At 64.0% G+C, this 18,792-nt stretch carries 18 protein-coding genes; 5 read left to right on the plus strand and 13 right to left on the minus strand.

The annotated features are described in order from the left end of the window. Positions 1 to 3: 3 nt before the first annotated feature. Both EJ071_RS16580 and EJ071_RS16585 read right to left on the minus strand, forming a co-directional pair. The gene (locus tag EJ071_RS16580; RefSeq protein ID WP_126098802.1) at positions 4 to 525 is read right to left on the minus strand and encodes a hypothetical protein; all 522 of its coding nucleotides are present in this window, start codon (positions 523 to 525) and stop codon (positions 4 to 6) included. Positions 526 to 618: 93 nt separating this feature from the next. After that, positions 619 to 894 carry a hypothetical protein gene (locus EJ071_RS16585; protein WP_126098803.1) on the minus strand — a complete coding sequence of 92 codons (276 nt, stop codon included), beginning with the start codon at positions 892 to 894 and terminating at the stop codon, positions 619 to 621. 472 nt (positions 895 to 1,366) lie between these two features. Here EJ071_RS16585 and EJ071_RS16590 point away from each other — a divergent pair, with 472 nt between their 5' ends. Next, entirely contained in the window at positions 1,367 to 2,305 is a 939-nt protein-coding gene (locus EJ071_RS16590) for a diacylglycerol kinase family protein (RefSeq protein WP_126098804.1), read from the plus strand. Positions 2,306 to 2,375: 70 nt separating this feature from the next. Here the strand turns inward: EJ071_RS16590 and EJ071_RS16595 are convergent, their stop codons facing one another. The 4 genes from EJ071_RS16595 to EJ071_RS16610 all read right to left on the minus strand — a co-directional run bounded on the left by EJ071_RS16595 (position 2,376) and on the right by EJ071_RS16610 (position 6,542). Beyond that, positions 2,376 to 3,299 (minus strand): NAD(P)-dependent oxidoreductase, encoded by a 924-nt coding sequence (locus EJ071_RS16595; RefSeq protein WP_126098805.1) that lies wholly within the window; start codon positions 3,297 to 3,299, stop codon positions 2,376 to 2,378. Further along, a complete protein-coding gene (locus EJ071_RS16600; protein WP_126098806.1) occupies positions 3,296 to 4,507 on the minus strand; it encodes a mandelate racemase/muconate lactonizing enzyme family protein in 1,212 nt (403 codons plus the stop codon). The genes EJ071_RS16595 and EJ071_RS16600 overlap by 4 nt, the downstream gene beginning before the upstream one ends. Continuing rightward, positions 4,504 to 6,120, minus strand: a complete 1,617-nt coding sequence (locus tag EJ071_RS16605; protein ID WP_126098807.1) for a GMC family oxidoreductase N-terminal domain-containing protein — start codon at positions 6,118 to 6,120, stop codon at positions 4,504 to 4,506. The genes EJ071_RS16600 and EJ071_RS16605 overlap by 4 nt, the downstream gene beginning before the upstream one ends. 131 nt (positions 6,121 to 6,251) lie before the next feature. Next, the gene (locus EJ071_RS16610; RefSeq protein ID WP_126098808.1) at positions 6,252 to 6,542 is read right to left on the minus strand and encodes a hypothetical protein; all 291 of its coding nucleotides are present in this window, start codon (positions 6,540 to 6,542) and stop codon (positions 6,252 to 6,254) included. Positions 6,543 to 6,631: 89 nt separating this feature from the next. Between EJ071_RS16610 and EJ071_RS16615 the strand changes: the two genes are divergently transcribed. Together EJ071_RS16615 and EJ071_RS16620 are read left to right on the plus strand one after the other, a co-directional pair. Further along, on the plus strand, positions 6,632 to 7,027 hold the full coding sequence (locus tag EJ071_RS16615) for an acyl-CoA thioesterase (protein WP_040970919.1): 396 nt from the start codon (positions 6,632 to 6,634) through the stop codon (positions 7,025 to 7,027). Between the two features lie 115 nt (positions 7,028 to 7,142). Beyond that, positions 7,143 to 7,346: a hypothetical protein gene (locus tag EJ071_RS16620; protein ID WP_126098809.1), complete on the plus strand. Its 204-nt coding sequence runs from the start codon at positions 7,143 to 7,145 to the stop codon at positions 7,344 to 7,346. A 167-nt stretch (positions 7,347 to 7,513) separates the two neighbouring features. Here EJ071_RS16620 and EJ071_RS16625 read toward each other — a convergent pair whose 3' ends face one another. Further along, positions 7,514 to 7,882 carry a helix-turn-helix domain-containing protein gene (locus EJ071_RS16625; protein ID WP_126098810.1) on the minus strand — a complete coding sequence of 123 codons (369 nt, stop codon included), beginning with the start codon at positions 7,880 to 7,882 and terminating at the stop codon, positions 7,514 to 7,516. 90 nt (positions 7,883 to 7,972) lie between these two features. Here EJ071_RS16625 and EJ071_RS16630 point away from each other — a divergent pair, with 90 nt between their 5' ends. Next, entirely contained in the window at positions 7,973 to 8,578 is a 606-nt protein-coding gene (locus EJ071_RS16630) for an NADPH-dependent FMN reductase (protein WP_126098811.1), read from the plus strand. A 58-nt stretch (positions 8,579 to 8,636) separates the two neighbouring features. Here EJ071_RS16630 and EJ071_RS16635 read toward each other — a convergent pair whose 3' ends face one another. Continuing rightward, on the minus strand, positions 8,637 to 9,029 hold the full coding sequence (locus EJ071_RS16635) for a helix-turn-helix domain-containing protein (protein WP_126098812.1): 393 nt from the start codon (positions 9,027 to 9,029) through the stop codon (positions 8,637 to 8,639). Between the two features lie 97 nt (positions 9,030 to 9,126). Between EJ071_RS16635 and EJ071_RS16640 the strand changes: the two genes are divergently transcribed. Continuing rightward, positions 9,127 to 10,107, plus strand: a complete 981-nt coding sequence (locus EJ071_RS16640) for a zinc-binding dehydrogenase (RefSeq protein WP_126098813.1) — start codon at positions 9,127 to 9,129, stop codon at positions 10,105 to 10,107. Between the two features lie 56 nt (positions 10,108 to 10,163). Here EJ071_RS16640 and EJ071_RS16645 read toward each other — a convergent pair whose 3' ends face one another. The 5 genes from EJ071_RS16645 to EJ071_RS16670 all read right to left on the minus strand — a co-directional run bounded on the left by EJ071_RS16645 (position 10,164) and on the right by EJ071_RS16670 (position 18,779). After that, the gene (locus EJ071_RS16645) at positions 10,164 to 13,871 is read right to left on the minus strand and encodes an autotransporter outer membrane beta-barrel domain-containing protein (RefSeq protein WP_126098814.1); all 3,708 of its coding nucleotides are present in this window, start codon (positions 13,869 to 13,871) and stop codon (positions 10,164 to 10,166) included. Between the two features lie 287 nt (positions 13,872 to 14,158). Continuing rightward, complete coding sequence (locus tag EJ071_RS16650) at positions 14,159 to 15,460, minus strand: glucoamylase family protein (RefSeq protein ID WP_126098815.1); 1,302 nt, start codon at positions 15,458 to 15,460, stop codon at positions 14,159 to 14,161. Between the two features lie 121 nt (positions 15,461 to 15,581). Continuing rightward, complete coding sequence (locus EJ071_RS16655; RefSeq protein WP_126098816.1) at positions 15,582 to 16,895, minus strand: hemolysin family protein; 1,314 nt, start codon at positions 16,893 to 16,895, stop codon at positions 15,582 to 15,584. Between the two features lie 277 nt (positions 16,896 to 17,172). Beyond that, positions 17,173 to 17,880, minus strand: a complete 708-nt coding sequence (locus EJ071_RS16665; RefSeq protein ID WP_126098817.1) for an LssY C-terminal domain-containing protein — start codon at positions 17,878 to 17,880, stop codon at positions 17,173 to 17,175. 74 nt (positions 17,881 to 17,954) lie between these two features. Then, on the minus strand, positions 17,955 to 18,779 hold the full coding sequence (locus EJ071_RS16670; RefSeq protein ID WP_126098818.1) for an extensin family protein: 825 nt from the start codon (positions 18,777 to 18,779) through the stop codon (positions 17,955 to 17,957). Positions 18,780 to 18,792 lie beyond the last annotated feature (13 nt).

Consider the following 18,792-nt stretch of genomic DNA (forward strand, 5'->3'; position numbering starts at 1 on the left):
AGGTCACAACCCGCTCGGCACCAGTCCCGCCAACCAGTTTGCCGACCGCTTCGCCATGTCCACGGTCGCGTCAGCCGCGCGGCCGAGATCGGTCTTGACCACGGCATAACCGGCCTTGGTGCGGTAGAGCACGGCGCTGCCGCCATCGACCGCAGCTTCGAAGGCGACCGGCCGCGCGGCTTCCGTCTCGCTGGCCGTCACCGTCGCGCCGACCGGGACGCTCGGGCGATGGCTGAGCTCGGGCGGCAACGGAGCGATGGTTTCGATGGTGCGGTTCATCGGCCTCAGCTCCGGCCCGGACGCTTTCGCGGCGAGCTCCGAGGTCGATGCCGAACCCTTGGTGCGGCAGATGCCGGACACCAGCGGATAGTTGAAGTTGCGCTGATGCAGCATCTGGCTCTTCATCGCCGCCTCGCAGTCGGCGATCGTCGCCCATTTGGCGGGCGTCTCGCCGATATATTCGCAGAGCTTGGCGTCGCAGTCGCAGCCGACGATGGTCATGGCGACAAGGGCGGTCTTGATCACGGTCCTGTCCCTTTGAATTCGTTCCCAGGCCGATCAATCGCCGGGGAACAAGGCGGGATTTGGCCGCGATTGTGAATTGTGCATGACCGCGCGTTACGGAAGATTGCTTGGCTTGCGACTGTGGCCGGAAAACATCAGTTGCAGCGCCGGAAAGATGTGTTGAAGCGGCAGCCAAAAAGACAGTCGGCGCTGGGATTTCTCCCAGCGCCTCCCTGTCAGATCAGGAACCAGTCGCGGCAGCAACTTCCGTAAAGTCGTCGCGCCAAGCCGGCCTTGATTTTGACGGTCCTGCCAGTCGCCACCCGAGGGGCAGCGCCCGTTCCGGACCACGCCGATCTCCACCCTTGCGGGCTTCGCCCAGCGTGCCATCGAAGGTTTTCACCGGCCTTCATGGCAGCATCGGTCCGCCGTTGGCGTTCGCACGCTTTCCGCGGCCCCGCCGACATCCGTCCCTCCAACAGGCGAACCTGCTCTCGTTCCGGCTCGTACGGGCCTCAGGAAATCCGCCTTGCGCTTTGCCTTTCGGCGAGGCGTTCGGTAGCCGCCTGAGATGGGTTCAATGTACGCCGGGTAAGGGCTTTGCGGAATACACGCGGACCTGTGGATAGCGGGATTATCGGGGACCGCCGCGACAAGTCCCTGAATTTGCGGCCCAAACCCCTTAGACAGCCTGCCCGCATTTTCGTGGCTCCTTGGAGAATGGAGCCCTTGCCCCGCCGACCGGCCCGCGTTTCAATGCCGGCAAAGGATGCGGGCATCTGCTCCAGGCTCTTTGGCGGATGTCTGTCGCTATCCAAAACCGTCGTACGCTTTTGGGCGGCATGCCTCGGGGGAGGTCGGATTGAAGGTCGGGGTGGTTCTCAATCCGATTGCGGGAGGCGGCAAGCTGAAGCGTCATTGGCCCGAGGTTGCCGCATCGCTCAAGAAGCATTTCGGTGAATTCGATCTGCGCGAAACGCAAACCAGCGGCGATGCCGAGCGGCTGGCGATCGACCTCGCGGTCGATGGCTGCAACCTGGTGATTGCCGCCGGCGGCGACGGCACGGCCAGCGAGGTGGCGGACGGGCTGCTGCAGGCAGAATTCGAGACCGGCCGGACGAGCGAACTTGGGCTGCTGCCCTGCGGCACCGGCATCGATTTCGCGCGAGGGCTGGGCCTGCCGGACGACATCGAGGAAGCGCTGGCGCGCATCGCCGGCGCCAGCGCGCGCAAGATCGACGCCGGACGCATCAGCTATATCGACGACCACGGCGCGCTGGCCAGCCGTCATTTCATCAACATCGCCAGTCTCGGCCTGTCAGGCGCCACCGATCGCGCGGTCAATGCCGACAAGCGCAAGGGCCAGGTCTCGGTCAAGGCGCTGTTCTTCTGGCGCACGGTGCTGGAGTTCCTCCGCTACCGCTTCCAGGAGGTCAGGATCACCATAGACGACGGCGAGCCGATCGAGGCGCGCATGGCGCTGGTGGCGGTCGCCAACGGCAAGTTCTTCGGCGGCGGCATGATGATCGCGCCCGACGCCGATCTCTCCGACGGCCAGTTCGACATCGTCATCGTGCGGGCGCAGAACAAGCTCGGGCTGATCCGGGACATCCGGCTGCTCTATGGCGGGCGCCACCGCAACCACCCGGCGATCACCATACTGCGCGGCCGCAAGGTGCTGGTGGAGCCGGTTGGCGATGTGGAGAAGAACGGCGCGCTGGTCGACATAGACGGCGAGTCACCGGGCCGAATCCCTGCGACTTTCGAAATCCTGCCCGGCGCGCTGACGCTGAGATGTTGAATCAACTGCCTTAGGGGTTGATTCCGCGCGTGCGATTAGATGATTGAAATGGCTGGCTAAATTTTGCCGGTTATACTTCAAGCTTGGCCGGAAAACCCGATGCGCGAAGCTCGGCTCCAACGGCATCCTCGAGCAGCTTGACGATCCGCGTCGACCAGGCGTCGCCGCCATAAGCTTCTTTGCCTTGCTCGAAAATCGCGTTGACACGGGTTGCCAGATCGAGCGGCACGCCGAAATCCTTGCCCATGGCAAGCGCGAAGCCGAGGTCCTTCAGCGCCAGGTCCATGGTGAAGCCGATGTCGTAGGAGCCGTTCAAGACGAGCTGGCTTTCGGTCTCGTGCACGAAGCTGTTGCCGGAGGAGGCGACGATGGCATGATAGGCTTGGGCGAGATCGAGCCCGCCTTGCTTGGCCAGCATCAGCGCCTCGCCGGCGGCGACCAGATGGATGAAGGCCAGCATGTTGGTGATGACCTTGATCACCGCCGCCGAACCGACCGGACCCATCAGGAACGATTTTGCGCACATCGCCTCGATGGCAGGGCGATGCCGTTCGTAGAGTGCGGCGTCGCCACCGACCAGTGCGGTTATCTTTCCAACCGCGGCCAAATGCACGCCGCCGGTGACCGGGCATTCAAGCGTCTCGACGCCCTTCGCCAACGCCAGCGCCGACAGCCGCAAAATCTCGTCGCGGCCATTGGTCGACATCTCGATCCAGGTGCCGCCAGCGGGCAGGCCGTCCAGCAATCCGTCAGGGCCGGTCAGCACCGCCTCGCTCACCTTGGGCGAGGGCAGGCAAGTGATCGCGTTGCCGGCGTGGGCGACTGCCTCGGCAGGGCTCCTGGCGGCTGTCGCGCCGAGCGCGACAAGCCTCTCGATCGGCGACGGGTCGCGGTCGAAGACGGTGACGGCGAAGCCGTTGCGTAGCAGGCTGGCGGCAAGGTTGCCGCCGAGATGGCCGAGGCCGATGAAGGCATAGGCGAGGCGCGCGGTCACGGCATCAGCGGCGTCTGCATCATTTGCAGGTGCAATTCCTTGCCGCTGTAAGGATGCGCATCGCAGACCTCTTCGTTGAGCTCGACCCCGAGACCGGGCTCCTTTGATGGGATGACGTTGCCGTCCTGCCATTCGATCTTCTTCTTGAGCAGCGTAGCGTGGAAGCCGTCCCACTGCTTCAGCGATTCCAGGATGAGGAAGTTGGGCAGCGTCACCGCAAGCTGGATGTTGGCGGCGCCGACGATCGGCCCGCAATAACAATGCGGCGCGACCTGGATGTGATAGGCCTCGGCCATGGCAGCAATCTTCTTGGTTTCGAGAATGCCGCCAGAGCGGCCGAGGTCGGGCTGCAGGATGGTCGCGGCGCGGTTCTCGATGACGCGTGCGAACTCGGATTTTGTCGTCAGCCGCTCGCCGGTGGCGACTGGAATGGAGGTGGCGCGGGCGACCTGGGCCATCACCTCGGGCATGTCCGGCGGCACCGGCTCCTCGAACCACAGCGGATCGTAGGGCTCGATGGCCCGTGCGAGGCGCAGCGCGCCGGAAGCGGTGAACTGGCCATGGGTGCCGAACAGGATGTCGGCCCTGGTGCCGACGGCCTCGCGGATCGCCTTGATCATGCGCGCCGAAAGATCGATGTCGATGAGGCGCGGCTGATGGCCGTCATAGGCGGTGCAGGGGCCGGCCGGGTCGAGCTTCACGGCGTTGAAGCCTTGCTCGACATATTCCAGCGCGCAGGCGGCGGCCATGTCGGGATCGTTATAGACGTTCTGGCCGCGCGCATCTTCCGAATGGACGCTGCCGGTGTGCGGATAAAGGTAGGTATAGGAGCGCAGCGTCTCGTGCACCTGGCCGCCGAGCAGCTTGTAGACCGGCTTGCCCGCCTCCTTGCCGATAATGTCCCAACAGGCCATTTCGAGCGCCGAGAAGCAGCCCATGCCGGAGACATCGGGTCGCTGGGTGAAGCCGGAGGAATACACGCGGCGGAACAGGTTCTCGACATCGTGCGGATCACGGCCGATCAAATAGCGCTCGGCCATGTCCTCGATCATCCTGGCCGTGACATGCGCCGAAAAAGTTGCGTTGTAGGCCTCGCCGTAGCCCACCACGCCGCCGTCGGTGGTGAGCTTGACGAAGATGAAATACTTGCCGCCGATGCCGGGCGGCGGGTTGCCGACAACCCAGGTCTTGACGTCGGTGACTTTCATTTCTGATCCTCCAGAACCAGCTCGGCGCCTTTCCATCCGGTGAGGATCGAGGCGGCGTTGGTGTTGCCCGTGATGTTGTCGGGAAAGATCGAAGCGTCGATGACGCGCAGGCCATCGAGGCCATGCACGCGCAGCCGCGGATCGACGACGGCGCGCGAGGCATCCGGTCCCATGCGGCAGGTCGAAACCGGATGATAGACGGTGCCCGAGCGCTTCCTGAAATCCTGAATCAGATCGGCATCGGATGTGATTGACGGACCAGGCAAAACCTCTTCCACAATGATCTCGGCCATGGCCGGCATCGCGGCGATCTTGCGCACGAATTTCACCGCCGCCAGCATCTCGTCGACATCGGCGTTGGTGGAATAGGCGTTGGCCGTGATCCTCGGATAGTCGCGCGGATTCTTCGAGCGGATCATGATCTCGCCGCGGCTCGACGGGCGGCAATTGGAAAGGCCGATGGAAAAGCCGGGCCACGGGTCGGGCGTCAGGATCGGGCGCTCGCCGCTCTTCGGAATGACCGTCGAGAAGGCTTGGAAATAAAGCTGCATGTTCGGCCGCGTCATTGACGGGTCGGTGCGGAAGAAGCCGCCGGCATTGTTCATCGACAGCGACAGCGGGCCCGAGCGCAAGAGGATGTATTGCATGCCGACGAGCAGCTTGCCCCACCATGGACGCAGGATCTGGTTGAGCGTCGGCAGCTTGCCCTTGAAGGTGTAGTTGATGCCGACATGGTCCTGCAGGTTGGCGCCGACATTATCGTTGGCGTGGACGACGGGGATGCCAAGACCGGTGAGCAGCGCCGAGGGGCCGACGCCGGAGAGTTGTAGCAATTGCGGCGAGTTGACCGAGCCGCCGGACAGGATCACCTCGCGGGCCGCGCGGACAGTTTTCTTCTCACCATTCAGCTCATATTCGACGCCGACGGCGCGCTTGCCCTCGAACAGGATTTTCGTCGCGAGCGCGTTGGTCTCGACGCGGACGTTGCCGCGCTTCATGGCCGGGCGCAGGAAGGCCCGCGCCGCGGACATGCGGCGGCCGTTCCGGGTGGTGATCTGGTAGACGCCGACACCTTCCTGCGAAGCGCCGTTGAAATCCGGATTGAACGGCAGCCCGGCCTGCTGTGCGGCCGCCAAATAGCGCTTCGTCAGCGGGTGCACGGCGTTCGAGCAATCGGTGATATGCAACGGGCCGCCGACGCCGCGCCATTGGTCCGCGCCGGCCTCATTGTCCTCCAGCGCCTTGAAGGCGGGCAGCAGCTCGTCATAGCTCCAGCCCGGATTGCCGGCGGCGGCCCAGGCGTCGAAATCCTCGCGCGCGCCGCGGATAAAGACCATGGCGTTGATCGAGCTCGATCCGCCGAGCAGCTTGCCGCGCGGCCAGTGGTCGGCATTGTTGCTGAGGCCGGGATCAGGCTCGGCCTTGTAGTTCCAGTTGACGGCCGGATCGAAGAAGGTCTTGCCGTAGCCGAGCGGCATCTGGACATAGAAGCGGCGGTCGCTTCCGCCCGCCTCCAGCACCAGCACCGAAAAGCGGCCTGAGGCCGAGAGCCTTTCGGCAACAACCGAGCCGGCCGAGCCGGAGCCGACGATGATGAAGTCATATGTCTGCATGATGCGCGGGCGGCTCCGAAATCCGGGGCTTACCCTAGACACTGCCGGCTGACGTCGTCGCCGGGGCTTCCGGCATGGCTTGTGAAAAAAGCGACCGGCGTTCGTGTCGGAATCGCCCCGGAAGTGCTGGTTTAATCGACAGGCTGGCCGGCTTCGTCGGTAACCGACAGCCGGGCGACCTGCGTGAGGAAATGTTCTTCCAGCAATTGTTCGATCACTGCAGCGGTACGACGCACGCGCCGCTTCGAGCGAACCGGTATGGTGAGTTGCGACGAGACGCGATCCACATCGTCGAGCGAAAGCGACGCGAGTTCGTTCGATCGCAAGGCGCGATAAAGGTCCTCGGCGAATATCCAGATCTTGAAGTTGAGATCGTGGTCGCCCGGCGTCGTCTCGAAATCGATGAGGATGCGACGTGCCATACAAGCTCTCCAACCTGCCGTTCCGGCGTTGACCATTCATCCCGTGATCGCTACGCAATTTCGTCAATCTGGCAAGGAGTTGTCTCCCCATGGTGCATTACGCGGACGGACGGCCGCTTGGCGACCTGACGCTGAGGACGCTGGCCATGCCGTCCGACGCCAATGCGGCCGGGGACATCTTCGGCGGCTGGGTGATGGCGCAGATGGACCTTGCCTGCGGCATCCGCGCGGCCGAGCGCGCCAAGGGCCGCGTGGTGACGGCGGCGGTGAAGGAGATGTCCTTCGCCAAGCCGATGAAGATCGGCGACACGCTCTGCATCTACACGCATGTCGAGCGCGTCGGCCGCACCTCGATGACGCTCAAGGTCGAGGCCTGGGCGCAACGCTACCTCTCCGACCTGATGGAAAAGGTCACCCATGCCGATTTCGTCATGGTGGCGCTCGACGGCGAGGGCAAACCGAAGCCGGTTCCGGCCGAAAGCTGACGAAGGCGATTCTCCAATCCAGAGTCATTTGTAACATCGCCTGCGCGAGCAATGTGCTTCGCGACATCCAATGGTTGCCTTCGCGCTCAATTCTGAGGGTGTTGGAGGAAAGACAATGCGTCAACACATGCTGAACGGCTGGCTGGTGGCAGCCCTCGTCGCCCTGGTCTGCCTGCTCGGCATAACGGCCTATGCCGAGGTGAAAAAAGATCTTCCGCGCACCGCCCAATTGCATGGCAACGGGAGCGTTGAGACGCAGGGCGCGACGCGCGCGATCTGCAATCCAACGCCTTGTGGCAGCACCAGGTCAAAAGCCTGAATGGCTGTCTTTAAAACGCGGTCCTCGTCATCAGAGTCGAGCAGGCGTTAGACTGACATCGCGTCCAATACGACAAGCGGAAAGATTCCAAGATATAGCCGTGCGCGCTTCTTCGGTGGGCAAAGCCTTCCACCCAAGAAACTCAAATCCCTTGTGGTGCAAGGCTTTCAAGCCCGCGTGCCATCAAACTTTGCGCGGGCGGCCTTGACCCTTTCGGTATTCCTGCGCGCCCATTCGCCGAGTGCGCCGACCGGCACCAGCAGCTCGTGGCCGAGCTCCGTCAGCTCATAATCGACACGCGGCGGAATGGTCGGAAACACTTTTCGCGTGACGAAGCCGTCACGTTCAAGACCGCGCAAAGTGCTGGTCAGCATCTTCTGTGAAATGCCGCCGACGGCCGTGCGCAATTCGTTGAAGCGCATCGCCCCGTTGCCCAACTTGCCGACCACCAGAACTGTCCATTTGTCGCCGACCCGTTGCAGGATTTCCGAAACGGCGCGGCAGTCCTCGGTGTTGTGCGGGTGCCTCAGTAACAAAAACGTGCCTCCTTGCGTGGCGATTTGTCAGTATCACATATAGCGCCGGTATCCAAACGATACCAAAAATTCCCGCAAGGAGAGCCCAAGATGTCCAAGCCCAAAATCGCCATTGTCGTCGGTTCGACGCGCGCCGCCCGCTTCGCTGACGTGCCGACGCAGTGGATCGCCAAGATCGCCAAGACGCATGCCGACATCGACGTCGAAGTCGTCGATCTGCGCGATTTCCCGCTGCCCTTCTTCGACGAGGTCGCATCGTCAGCCTGGGCGCCGTCGCAGAACGAGGTGGCGCAGCGCTGGCAGAAGAAGGTCGCCGAGTTCGACGGCTTCATCTTTACCGCCGCCGAGTACAATCATGGCCCGACCGCCGTGCTCAAGAACGCGATCGACTATGCCGCCAATGAGTGGAACAGGAAGCCGGCCGGTTTCGTCGGCTACGGCAGCGTCGGCGGCTCGCGCGCCGTCGAACAGCTCCGGCTGCATGCCGTCGAGCTGCAGATGGCGCCGGTCAAGTCGGCTGTCCACATCGCCTGGGGCGATTTCCTTGCGGTTCGCCAGGGCGAAAAGAAGCTCGAGGACATCGAGCATCTGAACCAGGCTGCGGCCGCGCTCGTGAACGACGTCGCCTGGTGGGCGAAAGTGCTGAAGGCGGCTCGCGCTGCCGATGCGATTGACGCTGAAGCCAAGGCGGCTTGAGCCGTCGATCGAGATTATCCTCCCAATGGACAAAGGGGCGGCGCTTGCGCCGCCCCTTTCAATTTGCGGAAGCCTCAGCGGCCTGCCTTGGCCTGATGATGCAGTCGGCAATGTGCTCCCGTTCGTTCAGCTCGTCGGCGTGGTGCTGTCCCCATTGGCAAAGCGCCAAAAGGATCGGCTCGAGACTGAGACCGAGAGGCGTCGCCGAATATTCCACACGCGCCGGGACCTCAGCGAAGATTTCGCGGCTCACCAGCCCGTGCTCCTCCATCTCGCGCAACTGCTCGATCAGCACCTTCTGGGTGATGCCGGGCATCAATGCCTTGAGCGCCGAGAGACGGCGCGGGCCATCGAACAGATAATAGAGGATCACCGCTTTCCAGCGGCCCGAGACAACTTTCAGGGCGCGCTCCGCCGGCAGCATCGGCAGTTTCTTGATTGTGCGGGCCATGGTCACCTCCTGGTGAGAAGCGGACAAATGAGTGTGTAGAAACGACAGCGCAGATAGTGGCAAAGCGCGACCGATGCCATAGCGATCGGAGCTTGCCATGAAAGCCGTTCAGTACAACCGCTTCGGCGGCCCAGAGGTGCTTGAGGTCGTCGACGTCCCGACACCCGTCGCGGGAGCCGGCGAGGTCCTGATAAGGGTCGGGGCCGCCGGCATCAACTTCTTCGAGGTGCTGATGCGGGCGGATCGCTACGCGGCCACACCAGGGCTGCCGATGTTCCCAGGCGTCGAAGCCGCCGGCACCGTCGAGGCAGTCGGCGAGGGCGTGGACCCTCGCCTCCTGGGAAGCCGCGTGGCGGCGCCGCTGTTTGTCTCGGAGCGGCCTTTCGGCGGTCATGCCGAGTATGTGACGATCGACGCCGGCCTGGCCGTGCCGGTGCCGGATGCGCTTTCCTTCGAGGAAGCGACGGCCTTGATGGTGCAAGGGCTGACGGCCTTGCATCTGCTCAGGCAAAGCCCGCCCGCCAACAAGACGGTGCTCATTCCCGCCGCGGCAGGCGGCGTCGGTTCATTGCTCGTCCAACTGGCCCGGGGGCAGGGCGCTAGCCGCATCATCGCGCTGGCCGGCGGCAAGGCGAAGCTCGATTTCGCTTCGTCGCTGGGCGCCGATGTGGCGATCGACTCCAGTGAGGCAGAATGGCCAGCGCAGGTCCGCGAGGCGGCCGGCAGCATGGGGGTCGACATCATCTACGATACGGTTGGCGGCGCGACGACGCCGGCGGCTCTCTCGGCTTTGGCCCCCGGCGGCGCGCTCGTCTTTGCAGCGCTCAGCCGGTTTGCGTTGTCGACCCCAGACCTGGAGGCGATGGTCGGCCGCAACCAGTCGCTCGAGGGGTTCGCGCTGCTGCCGCGTTTGTCTGCCGAGGTGTTGAGAGACAGCTTATCCACCCTGTTCCAGTTGGCGTCGACGGGCCGGCTGCTGGCGACAATCGGAGGCCGCTTTCCACTCGATCAGGCCGGCGAAGCTCACCGCCTGATCGAGGCGCGCCGCTCGACCGGCAAGGTCGTGTTGCTGCCCTAGCCAAGCCACACGCAACTGCCGGAACGAACGCCTTCTCAGGTAGCGGTCGTTCCTGCTTACCACTTTACCTTGAAGCCGACCGTGCCGCCAAAAGCGTGGCTTTCGCCGAAATCCTCCAGGCTGGTGCGCGCGAGCAGCTCGCCGTGGACGGAGTAGCGGTCGTCGGCCCAGCTCAGCGAGCCGCCGACGCCAAGCCCGCCCCAGAGCGGCTGCGCCTTGCTGACAAGCTTGGCGCCTGAGACGTCGACATCGTAGCCATCGAGGACGTCGTAGTAGAGGTTGGCGACGCCGTAGACATGCGAGCGGCTCGACCGATCCGCCTTGCCCTTCCATTCGCTCTCATAGTCGGCAGACAGTCCAAGGCGGCCGATCAGGCTGTCGCTGCTGACGTTGGAGACCAGCGCCCCATAGGGATCGGTGAAGCTGTCGAAATCGACCGAGGAATAGCTGAGCTGCGCCTGCGGCGTCAGCGACCAGTTGCCCTGCAGCGCGATCTTCTGTCCGGCCTCGATGCCGAGGCCATAGCCGAAGCCGTTATTGCCGTCGGCGAGTTTCTTGCCGAGCGTCGCGGAGGAAAGATCGCTGTCGAACCAGGTCAGCTCAGCCTGCGTGTCGACGTAAAAACCGTTCTTGCCATACCAGGTCAGCGTGCCGCCCAGGCCGTAGCCGGTCGTATCGATCGAGCCGGTACCGAAGAACGAGGAGATGTCCGACTTCACCGTGCCGTAGTGGACGGTGACGCCGCCGATCAGGACGCCGGCTTCGGTCTCGGACAGCAGGGTGTCGAGACCCGCCTGCAACTTCCAGAGGTCGGCGTCATAGTCGGTTCCGGTCGTGGTCGTACCCGGATCGAACTCGCTGTGCGACGCCTCGATGCGCCCCCAGATCGGGCTGCCTTGTTCGACGCCGTCGCCCGCACCCGATTGCGTTCCGCCCCAAGAGCGGTTGCCGACGCGCTGCTGCAGCGTGCCGAGCTGGGTGAAGCTCTGCAGCACACCGGCATAGGCCTCGTAGATCGGCGCGGCAGGCGAATAGAGCGGCGTCGGATCGACCGGCGGTGTCGGGTCGTCGGGGCTGATCAGGGACGAGCGCAGATACCAGTCGCCGTCGGAAGGCGTGCTGATGCCGTTCTTGTAGAGCCGGTAGGCATAGGCTCCGGCGACCACGGCCTGATCGCCCTCGAAGACGTAGTTGCCGAGCAGGCTGAACGTACCGGCCGAGATGCCGCCGACATCGACGATCTTGATGCCTTCGCTGGTTTGCGCGCCCGAGCCGCCGACACCGATAACCTTGACATAGGTTGCCCCGGAAGTGTCGCCGGTGATGACGAGTCGGTCGGCGGAAGAGGCATCGCCGTCGAGCATCGCCTCGATCTCCAGCGTGCCGCCTGCCCCGGCGTAGTTGCCATCGATGGTCAGCGTGCCGATCGAGTTGCCCGGCGCGATCACGCCGCCGGCCTGCAGCGTCGTGGCGCCGACCGTGCCGTTGCCGCCAAGCGCGCCGCCGTTGAGAATGGTGACGGCGGAATTGGCAATCGAGCCCTTGACCGAAAGCTTGCCGGCCTCGATCGTGGTCGCGCCGGTATAGGTGCTAGTGCCCGAGAGCGTAAGTGTGCCGTTGCCGAGCTTGGCAAGAGAGCCGCCGGCGCCTGAGATCACACCGGAGAAAATGGTGCTGGCGTCGCCGCCGATCGTCAGTTTCCTGTCGCCGAGATTCACATTGCCGGCACCCGACAACGAGCCGATCGTCTCGTCGTCGCTGTCTATGCCCGTGAAGATAGGGGAGAGAGGGGGCCGCACAAGCGACAGTGTAGCGCCGGCCGCCACCGTCACGGCCGAGGAGTCGGGAATGGAGTCGATGCCCGTACCGAGCGCAAAGAGCGTGCCGGCCAGGATTTGTGTCGCGCCCTGATAGCTGCTGTTGCCGGCCAGCACCTGGCGGTAGGCGCCGTTCTTGACGAAGTCGCCGGTTCCGGTGATGCCGCCGTAGAACAACGCAGTCGTGTTGGCGAAATTCGTGCTGGTCGTGAGGTTGCCGACGAGCTCCACCGTGCCGGCATCTCCCGAGAGCATGCCGATGGTCTCGTTGTCGAGGACGCGGAACACACCGGCCTGGGCGACCACGGCAGACTGGTCGCCGATCGCGTTGCCGCCCTCGGCCTCGAGGGTCCCACCCAGAATTCGCGTGCCGCCGGTATAGCTGTTGTTGCCCGACAAAGTCAGCGTACCGGCGCCGGTCTTGGTGAAAAGGCCGCTGCCGCTGATGGCGCCTGTCAGGCCAAGGTCGGCATCGGTCTGGAACGTGCCATTGCCGGTCAGGGTGACATTGCGGCCGCTGGTGAACGCGGACGTCGTCTGCAGCGTGCCGCCGTTGAAGGCCAGTCCGCCAGAGGCATCGCCGAGATTGTTATCGGCGGAGACCGACAGCACGCCATTGGAGATCGTGGTTCCGCCGCTATAGGTATTGGCTCCGGTGAGCACCGTGGTGCCGGAGCCGAGCTGGCGCACCGCGCCCGTGCCGGAGATGATGCCGGAATATGCAAGTGTGTCGCTGCGTTTGAAAGCCAGCGTGCCGTTGTTGACGACATTGCCGACGATGCTGCCGGTCGCGCCGCCATTGCCGAGCTGCAGAGTGCCGGCCGAGATCGTCGTGCCCCCGCTGTAGCTGTTGTCGCCGGCAAGTACGGTCGTGCCGGTTCCGATCTGAGTCACCGCGCCGCTGCCCGAGATGACGCCGGCATAGCTGTAGGTGTTGGAGCGGTCGAAGGCTAAAGTGCCGCTATTGGTTACATCGCCGATGATGCTGCCGGTAGTGCCGCCATTGCCGAGCTGCAGCGTGCCCTGTTGGATATCCCAATTGGTCGTAGCCGTGTTGTTCGCCGTCAGCGTCCAGGTGCCGCTGCCGGTCTTCTCAAAGATGTCGAAGTTCTGGTATTGCCCGGCGGTACCGATCGAACCATCCAGGATCGAGAAGCCCGTCCCGCTGAGACGAAGGCGATCCGTAGTCGCCGCCGCGTTCGCCACCACGTTGCCGAATATCTGCGAGCCATCCTGCAGCTCCAGTTGGATGACGCCCGTCGTCGGCGTGATGCCCGAACTCCACCCAATCGCGTTGGCCCCGGCGCCGGCGCGGATCGTGCCGCTGTTGACGACATCGATCGAGACGGTGGCGCCGTTGGCCACGATCGCGCCTCCACCGGCGCCACCCCCTTCGATCGTGCCGGTGTTGACGATCTGACCGGCACCGCTTCGCACCAAGACGCCGATGCCTCCAGTGCCGCTTGCACTTGGCCCACCGCGGACGGTTCCGTGATTGACTAAGGCGGTGGCAGCGCCGCCAAAATCGACGCCGGCACCGCCATTTCCTATAGAGTTTGTTCCGCCCTCGACGAGGCCCATATTCGTAACCGACGCCCCGTTTCGGATTTGCAGCCCCGCCCCTGAACTCCCGCCGTCGGTGCCCATGAACGTGCCCACCAGTGTCCTGACGGCGCCGGTGCCTGTGATTACGATGCCGCTGTTTGCCGGGCCCGAAAGCGTGAAACCTTGCGTGTCGATCGTGATGGACTTGGTCGGCACCGGAAGTGAAGTGCTCGCCGTGGCAAAGCTGGCGGTCATCACGATCGTCGAGCTGGAATCGCCGTCTCCATTCGCCGCAGTAATGGCAGCGCGCAACTCGCTGTCAGTGCTGACGAAATAGGTCGCGGCCGAGGCGGCGCCCGGAAGGCAGGCGATCGCCGCGCCGCTCACGCCGGCAAGGAGCATCCCATTCCGAATGCGCCGAAGCGCTCCGCCGCTCGTCTTCATTGGTCTGCCCGCCCAGAAATCTGCCGCGATGGCCCGCACGGCGTGCCGACCAAATCGACAAGAGGTTAACTTGGCGTTTGATTCCCGTCGCGAAGTTGAATCGTCGATTACTGATTTATTTGTGCACCGTTACTTAAAAGCAACATTAGCTACTCGTAATATAATAAGTATAAATATGAGCTTTGACTTGAATACGGCAACCGCGCCAACGCCGGATATGCGCAGCAGCGCGCGACGACTCGCTCTTACAGCCAGCCGCCCGAAAATCCGGCTCGTTGCAGTCCGGCGGTGATGGCCGGCACGCGGCGCATCAGTCGCCACAGGAAATCCGACCGGTAATTCTCGATCATCAGGGCGATCGGCCCCTGGTTGATGCCGACATGGTCCGGCGACACCCAGCCGCAGGCCCGGCCGTCGGCGGCCGCAATCGTCGGGTTGAAGCTGGCGGTGAAGCCATAGGGATTGCCGCCGTGCAGGTCGATTTCGTGAAAGTAACGAAGCGCCGGCAGCACGATCTCCGGCGCAAAGGGCAGCGAGGTGATCGCTGCCCAAGGCGACAGCGTGCCGTCGTCGGGACCGAAGGGCACGCCGCGCGCCAGATAGCCGAAGAAACGGCGCCCACCGATCGTCAGCTGAAGTTTTTTCAGGCCCGGGCCGTCGCTGGCGGTGATGCCCCAGCAATTCTCGTCATAGCCGACGAAGCCCTTCGGATTGCGAATGGCGTAGTCGCGCTGGAGGTAGGTCGCCTGGCGGCTGTTCTCGAAATAGTCGCTGCCGTGCTTGCGCATGAAAGCGTCGCGGATGCCGCGAAAATCGATCCAGATATGCGAGAACTGGTGGATGAAGAGCGGGCCAGCATAGACCAGCTCGCGACCATAGATCTTCTTCCACTTGTAAGTGGACAGCCAGGCCGCATAGCTCTCGGGCGGCAGCGGGAAAGTCGGCGAGCCGAGGCCCAGCATGTAGAGGATCAGCGCCTCGTCGTAACCCTCCCAGCGGTAGCGCAGAAACCCTTTCCCGGACCGCCAGCCATGGGTGACGGTGGCGCCGCCATTCTGCGCCCAGCGCCAGTCGGCGCGGCGGTAGAGCACGTCGGCAAGTCGACGGATTTCCAGTTCGGATTCGTCGTCGGCGTCAAAATAGGCGCCGGCGGCCAGGACACCCGCCAGCAGAAACCCGGTGTCGACCGTGGACAACTCGCAGTTCCAGACGCGGCGTCCGGTCTTCATGTCGAGGAAATGATAGTAGAAGCCCTTGTAGCCGGCGGCGTCGGGCTCCAGTCCCTGCGGCGCGTCGCGTAGGAAGCGAAGCGTGGCGAGCGTCCGCTCGACCGCGGCGGCGCGGGTCATGAAACCACGCGCCACTCCGACAGGATAGGACGACAAAGCGAGGCCGACGGCGGCGATGCTGGCTGGCGATCCGGCGGTGTTGCGGTCGGCGATCAGGCCGTTGGCCGGGTTGGCCTCTTTGAGGAAATAGTCGAAAGACAGACGCTGGATGTCCGAGAGAAGCTCGTCGTTCAGCGGGTGGTCGCTCGATGCATCCATGGCTGCCGATATAGACGCTTTCGCCGTGTTTCCCAGCTTTTGGCCGGTCAATCATAGGTGAGGAAAGCGAATCCATAGCGCGTCAACCGACACGCTCCCTCCAATCGGCGAATGTTGCCGGCTACCGCCGCGCGATCGGGCGGTGTCCGTCGGGCAGGCGGGTGGCGATCAGCTTGTCGATGCGGCGGCCGTCGAGGTCGACCACTTCGAAGCGCCAGCCTTGCGCGTCGACGCATTCGCCGGTGTTGGGGAGGTGGTGCAGATGCGACAGCACATAGCCGGCCACGGTCTCATAGTCGCGGTTCTCCGGCAGGTCGATGCCCAGCACTTCGGCCATCTCGTCGGCCTGCATGTAGCCTGCGAGCAGCCATGAGTCGTCCTCGCGCTTGACGGCGTTTTCTTCCTCGCCAGCCTCGAGGTCCGAGCGGAACACGCCGGTGATCGCTTCCAGGATGTCGGCCGGCGTGACGATGCCTTCGAAATGGCCGTATTCGTCATGGACGAGCGCCATGGGCACGTCCGATTCCCTGAGTTTCTGCAGCACGTCGAGCGCGTCGGCCTGGTCGTGCACGATGGGGGCGGCGCGCACATGCTGGCGCGGATCCAGCACCCTGCCGGCAAGAAGGGCGGCCAGCACATCGCGTGTCTGTATGACGCCGACCATGGCGTCGACATTGCCGTCGCCGACAGGCAATCGCGAGTGCTGGGTATCCATCAAAAGTTTTCGAACCGTGGCTTCGTCGGATTGCAGGTTCAGCCAGTCGACCTCGGTGCGCGGCGTCATCACGGCGCGCACGGCGCGGTCGCCGAGGCGCATGACGCCGGCGATCATGCGCCGCTCGTCGGATTCGATCGTGCCGTGATGCTCGGCCTCGGCGACCAGCATCTTGATCTCCTCGTCGGTCACCTTTTCTTCCGCCTCGCCGTGTTGGCCGAGCAGCCACAAAATCGCGCGGCCGGAAATATCGAGCAGGAAGACGAGCGGCGCCGAGACGGTTGCGAGGATGGTCATTGCGGGCGCCGCCCTTACGGCGACGCGCTCTGGATCCCTCAGCGCGATCTGCTTCGGCACGAGCTCGCCGACGATCAGCGAGGCATAGGTGATGACCGCGACGACGATGCCGACGCCGACGGGGTCGGCAATGGTCTCGCGGACGCCGGTCGAGGCCAAATATTGCGCCAACCGCTCGCCGAGGGTGGCGCCGGAAAAGGCGCCGGACAGCACGCCGACCAGGGTGATGCCGATCTGCACCGACGACAGGAACTTGCCGGGGTTGGAGCCCAGCGCCAGCGCGCGGCCGGCGCCCCTGACATTGCGGTCGATCATCGCCTTGAGGCGGGCAGGCCGCGACGAGACGATGGCGAGCTCCGACATGGCCAGAAGGCCGTTCACCAGGATGAGGACGGCCACGACGGCGATTTCAACATAAAGCATGGGCGGTCAATAGCATTGCCGCAGTGCATTCGAAAATAGTCCGCCATTATTTTTGAAGCATGACAATTTCGGACCATGACAGGCGGGTTGTTCAGGCGGCATCCCAGGATGGTGCCGAAAAAGGCCGACGAGTGCAGTCGAAGCGCTCGGCATCAAGCCGGTCATCGACAAGGTCTATGGCTTCAACGACGTGCCGCAGGCGTTCGGGCATCTGGAGAAAGGGCCGTTCGGCAAGATCGTCATCACCGCGACCTGATCCGCACCGGCGTCACCCTCCTCACGGCAGCATCTTCAATACGCCGATCATCGCCATGCCGTCGGTGAAATAAGGATCGCCGCCGCCATTCCTGCCGCTTTTCGTGGCGCCGATCCCCGGTATCTCGGTGGTCGCGGTCAACAGGCCGGCCGCGCTGAGGTCGCCGATCAGGAAGTTGCGCTCGGCGTCGATGTCGGGGCCGATATGATGAGTGATGGCGCCGGTGTCGTGGCTGAGGCCGACGCCGCGGTCGAAGCTCGCGGCGCCCAGCCAGAGCGGGCGGCCGTCGTCGCCGACCGTGTTTGTCTGCCAGAAGCGGACGTGATGGCGCCGGTCGGCGCTGTCGCCGACCGGCTTTTCGAAGGCGAGGTCCTGGGCGCGGCCTTCGAACAGCAAGCGGCTCATCGGCGCGTCGGGATAGGGACGGGAGAACAGAACGCTTTCGCCGATATCGATCGCGGTGCTCAGCGTGATGGCGTCGGCGGTGTCCCAGCCGGCAACGGCAAAAGCGTGGACCACTTCCTTCTCGGTGCCGACAAGGCCGACATTGATCGGGTCGCCCGGAATGCCCTGCGGCGTGTGCGTCACCATCTCGAAGCGCTGCGTGCGGAAGCCGCGCTCCCGCCAGGTCCAGAATTCCGGCGCGGCGAGATAGGCAAATGCCAGATAGAAGGCGCAGAAAGCCACCAGCCAGATCGCCGCGCGCCGCCTAACGCTTCGCTCACCCAAGAGAAACCACTCCTGAACGCATTTGCGGCCACTCTATGCGGTGTCGCATGGATTGGGCAGTAGGCTGTGCCGCCTCAGCGGCAGGCGCGATATCCGCTCCTGCGGTTCTTGACGTCGAAGTGGAAGTGATTGCGGTGGTCGTAATTGTAGCCCGGGCCGAGCACCGTGTTGAAATACTGGCAGCCGTCGGCGCGCACATTGTTCAAGAAGCCGCGGGTGCGGAAAGCGAACAGGCCGGGCTTGCGGACATCGATGTCGTCGCCATTGTTGAGCTCGATGCTCATGACATCGAGCGCGTTGCCTTTGCCGTGTTCCGACAGGACACCTTCGCCGGCGATATTGCGGCAGGAATAGCTCGAGCCTTGATGGATGGTCTTGACGCCGGAGAAATAGCGCCAGCGGGCGGCCGGCACCAGCTCGTTCCTGGTCCAGGCGGCGAAGGTGGCGGCCATGTTGCAGGTCAGCGTCGCCGCCGGTTTCATCTCGACGCTGCCAATGGCCGAGACCTTGACCGGGAAGTCGATGCCGCATTGGCCTTCATGGATCGGCTGGATGTCGGTGTAGACGACGCCCATGCGTTTCAATTCGTTGCGGCAGTCGATTTCGCTCGCCGGCATCTGCTCAACCGGCGACATCGGCTCGTCCATGCGCGGATAGGCGGCTTGGGTCATATAAGGGTCGGACGGGACAAGCCTCTGCATGCCGGAATATTGCGGCGCCTCCGGCATGGCGGCGGTCTGGCTGCCGACGTCGACGGCCGGCTGCAGCGAGAAGACGTCGCCGGTGGTGCAGGCCGAGACCGCTGTGATTGCGAGCCCCGTTGTTAGTCTAACGGCGGTGGAGCGCGCACGAGTGTTCAGTCGCGCCAAGGCGAGGCTGGCGCCAAATATTGCGGCCATCGAAAGGCATCCT

It is taken from the genome of Mesorhizobium sp. M1B.F.Ca.ET.045.04.1.1 (genome assembly GCF_003952465.1).
Lineage (GTDB): Bacteria > Pseudomonadota > Alphaproteobacteria > Rhizobiales > Rhizobiaceae > Mesorhizobium > Mesorhizobium shonense.

Coding starts and splice junctions, on each gene's coding strand:
- EJ071_RS16585 (WP_126098803.1), bottom strand. CDS start 894: ATGGCACGCTGGGCGAAGCCCGCAAGGGTGGAGATCGGCGTGGTCCGG.
- EJ071_RS16600 (WP_126098806.1), bottom strand. CDS start 4,507: ATGAAAGTCACCGACGTCAAGACCTGGGTTGTCGGCAACCCGCCGCCC.
- EJ071_RS16605 (WP_126098807.1), bottom strand. CDS start 6,120: ATGCAGACATATGACTTCATCATCGTCGGCTCCGGCTCGGCCGGCTCG.
- EJ071_RS16610 (WP_126098808.1), bottom strand. CDS start 6,542: ATGGCACGTCGCATCCTCATCGATTTCGAGACGACGCCGGGCGACCAC.
- EJ071_RS16615 (WP_040970919.1), top strand. CDS start 6,632: ATGGTGCATTACGCGGACGGACGGCCGCTTGGCGACCTGACGCTGAGG.
- EJ071_RS16620 (WP_126098809.1), top strand. CDS start 7,143: ATGCGTCAACACATGCTGAACGGCTGGCTGGTGGCAGCCCTCGTCGCC.
- EJ071_RS16630 (WP_126098811.1), top strand. CDS start 7,973: ATGTCCAAGCCCAAAATCGCCATTGTCGTCGGTTCGACGCGCGCCGCC.
- EJ071_RS16635 (WP_126098812.1), bottom strand. CDS start 9,029: ATGGCCCGCACAATCAAGAAACTGCCGATGCTGCCGGCGGAGCGCGCC.
- EJ071_RS16640 (WP_126098813.1), top strand. CDS start 9,127: ATGAAAGCCGTTCAGTACAACCGCTTCGGCGGCCCAGAGGTGCTTGAG.
- EJ071_RS16645 (WP_126098814.1), bottom strand. CDS start 13,871: ATGCTCCTTGCCGGCGTGAGCGGCGCGGCGATCGCCTGCCTTCCGGGC.
- EJ071_RS16650 (WP_126098815.1), bottom strand. CDS start 15,460: ATGGATGCATCGAGCGACCACCCGCTGAACGACGAGCTTCTCTCGGAC.
- EJ071_RS16655 (WP_126098816.1), bottom strand. CDS start 16,895: ATGCTTTATGTTGAAATCGCCGTCGTGGCCGTCCTCATCCTGGTGAAC.
- EJ071_RS16670 (WP_126098818.1), bottom strand. CDS start 18,779: ATGGCCGCAATATTTGGCGCCAGCCTCGCCTTGGCGCGACTGAACACT.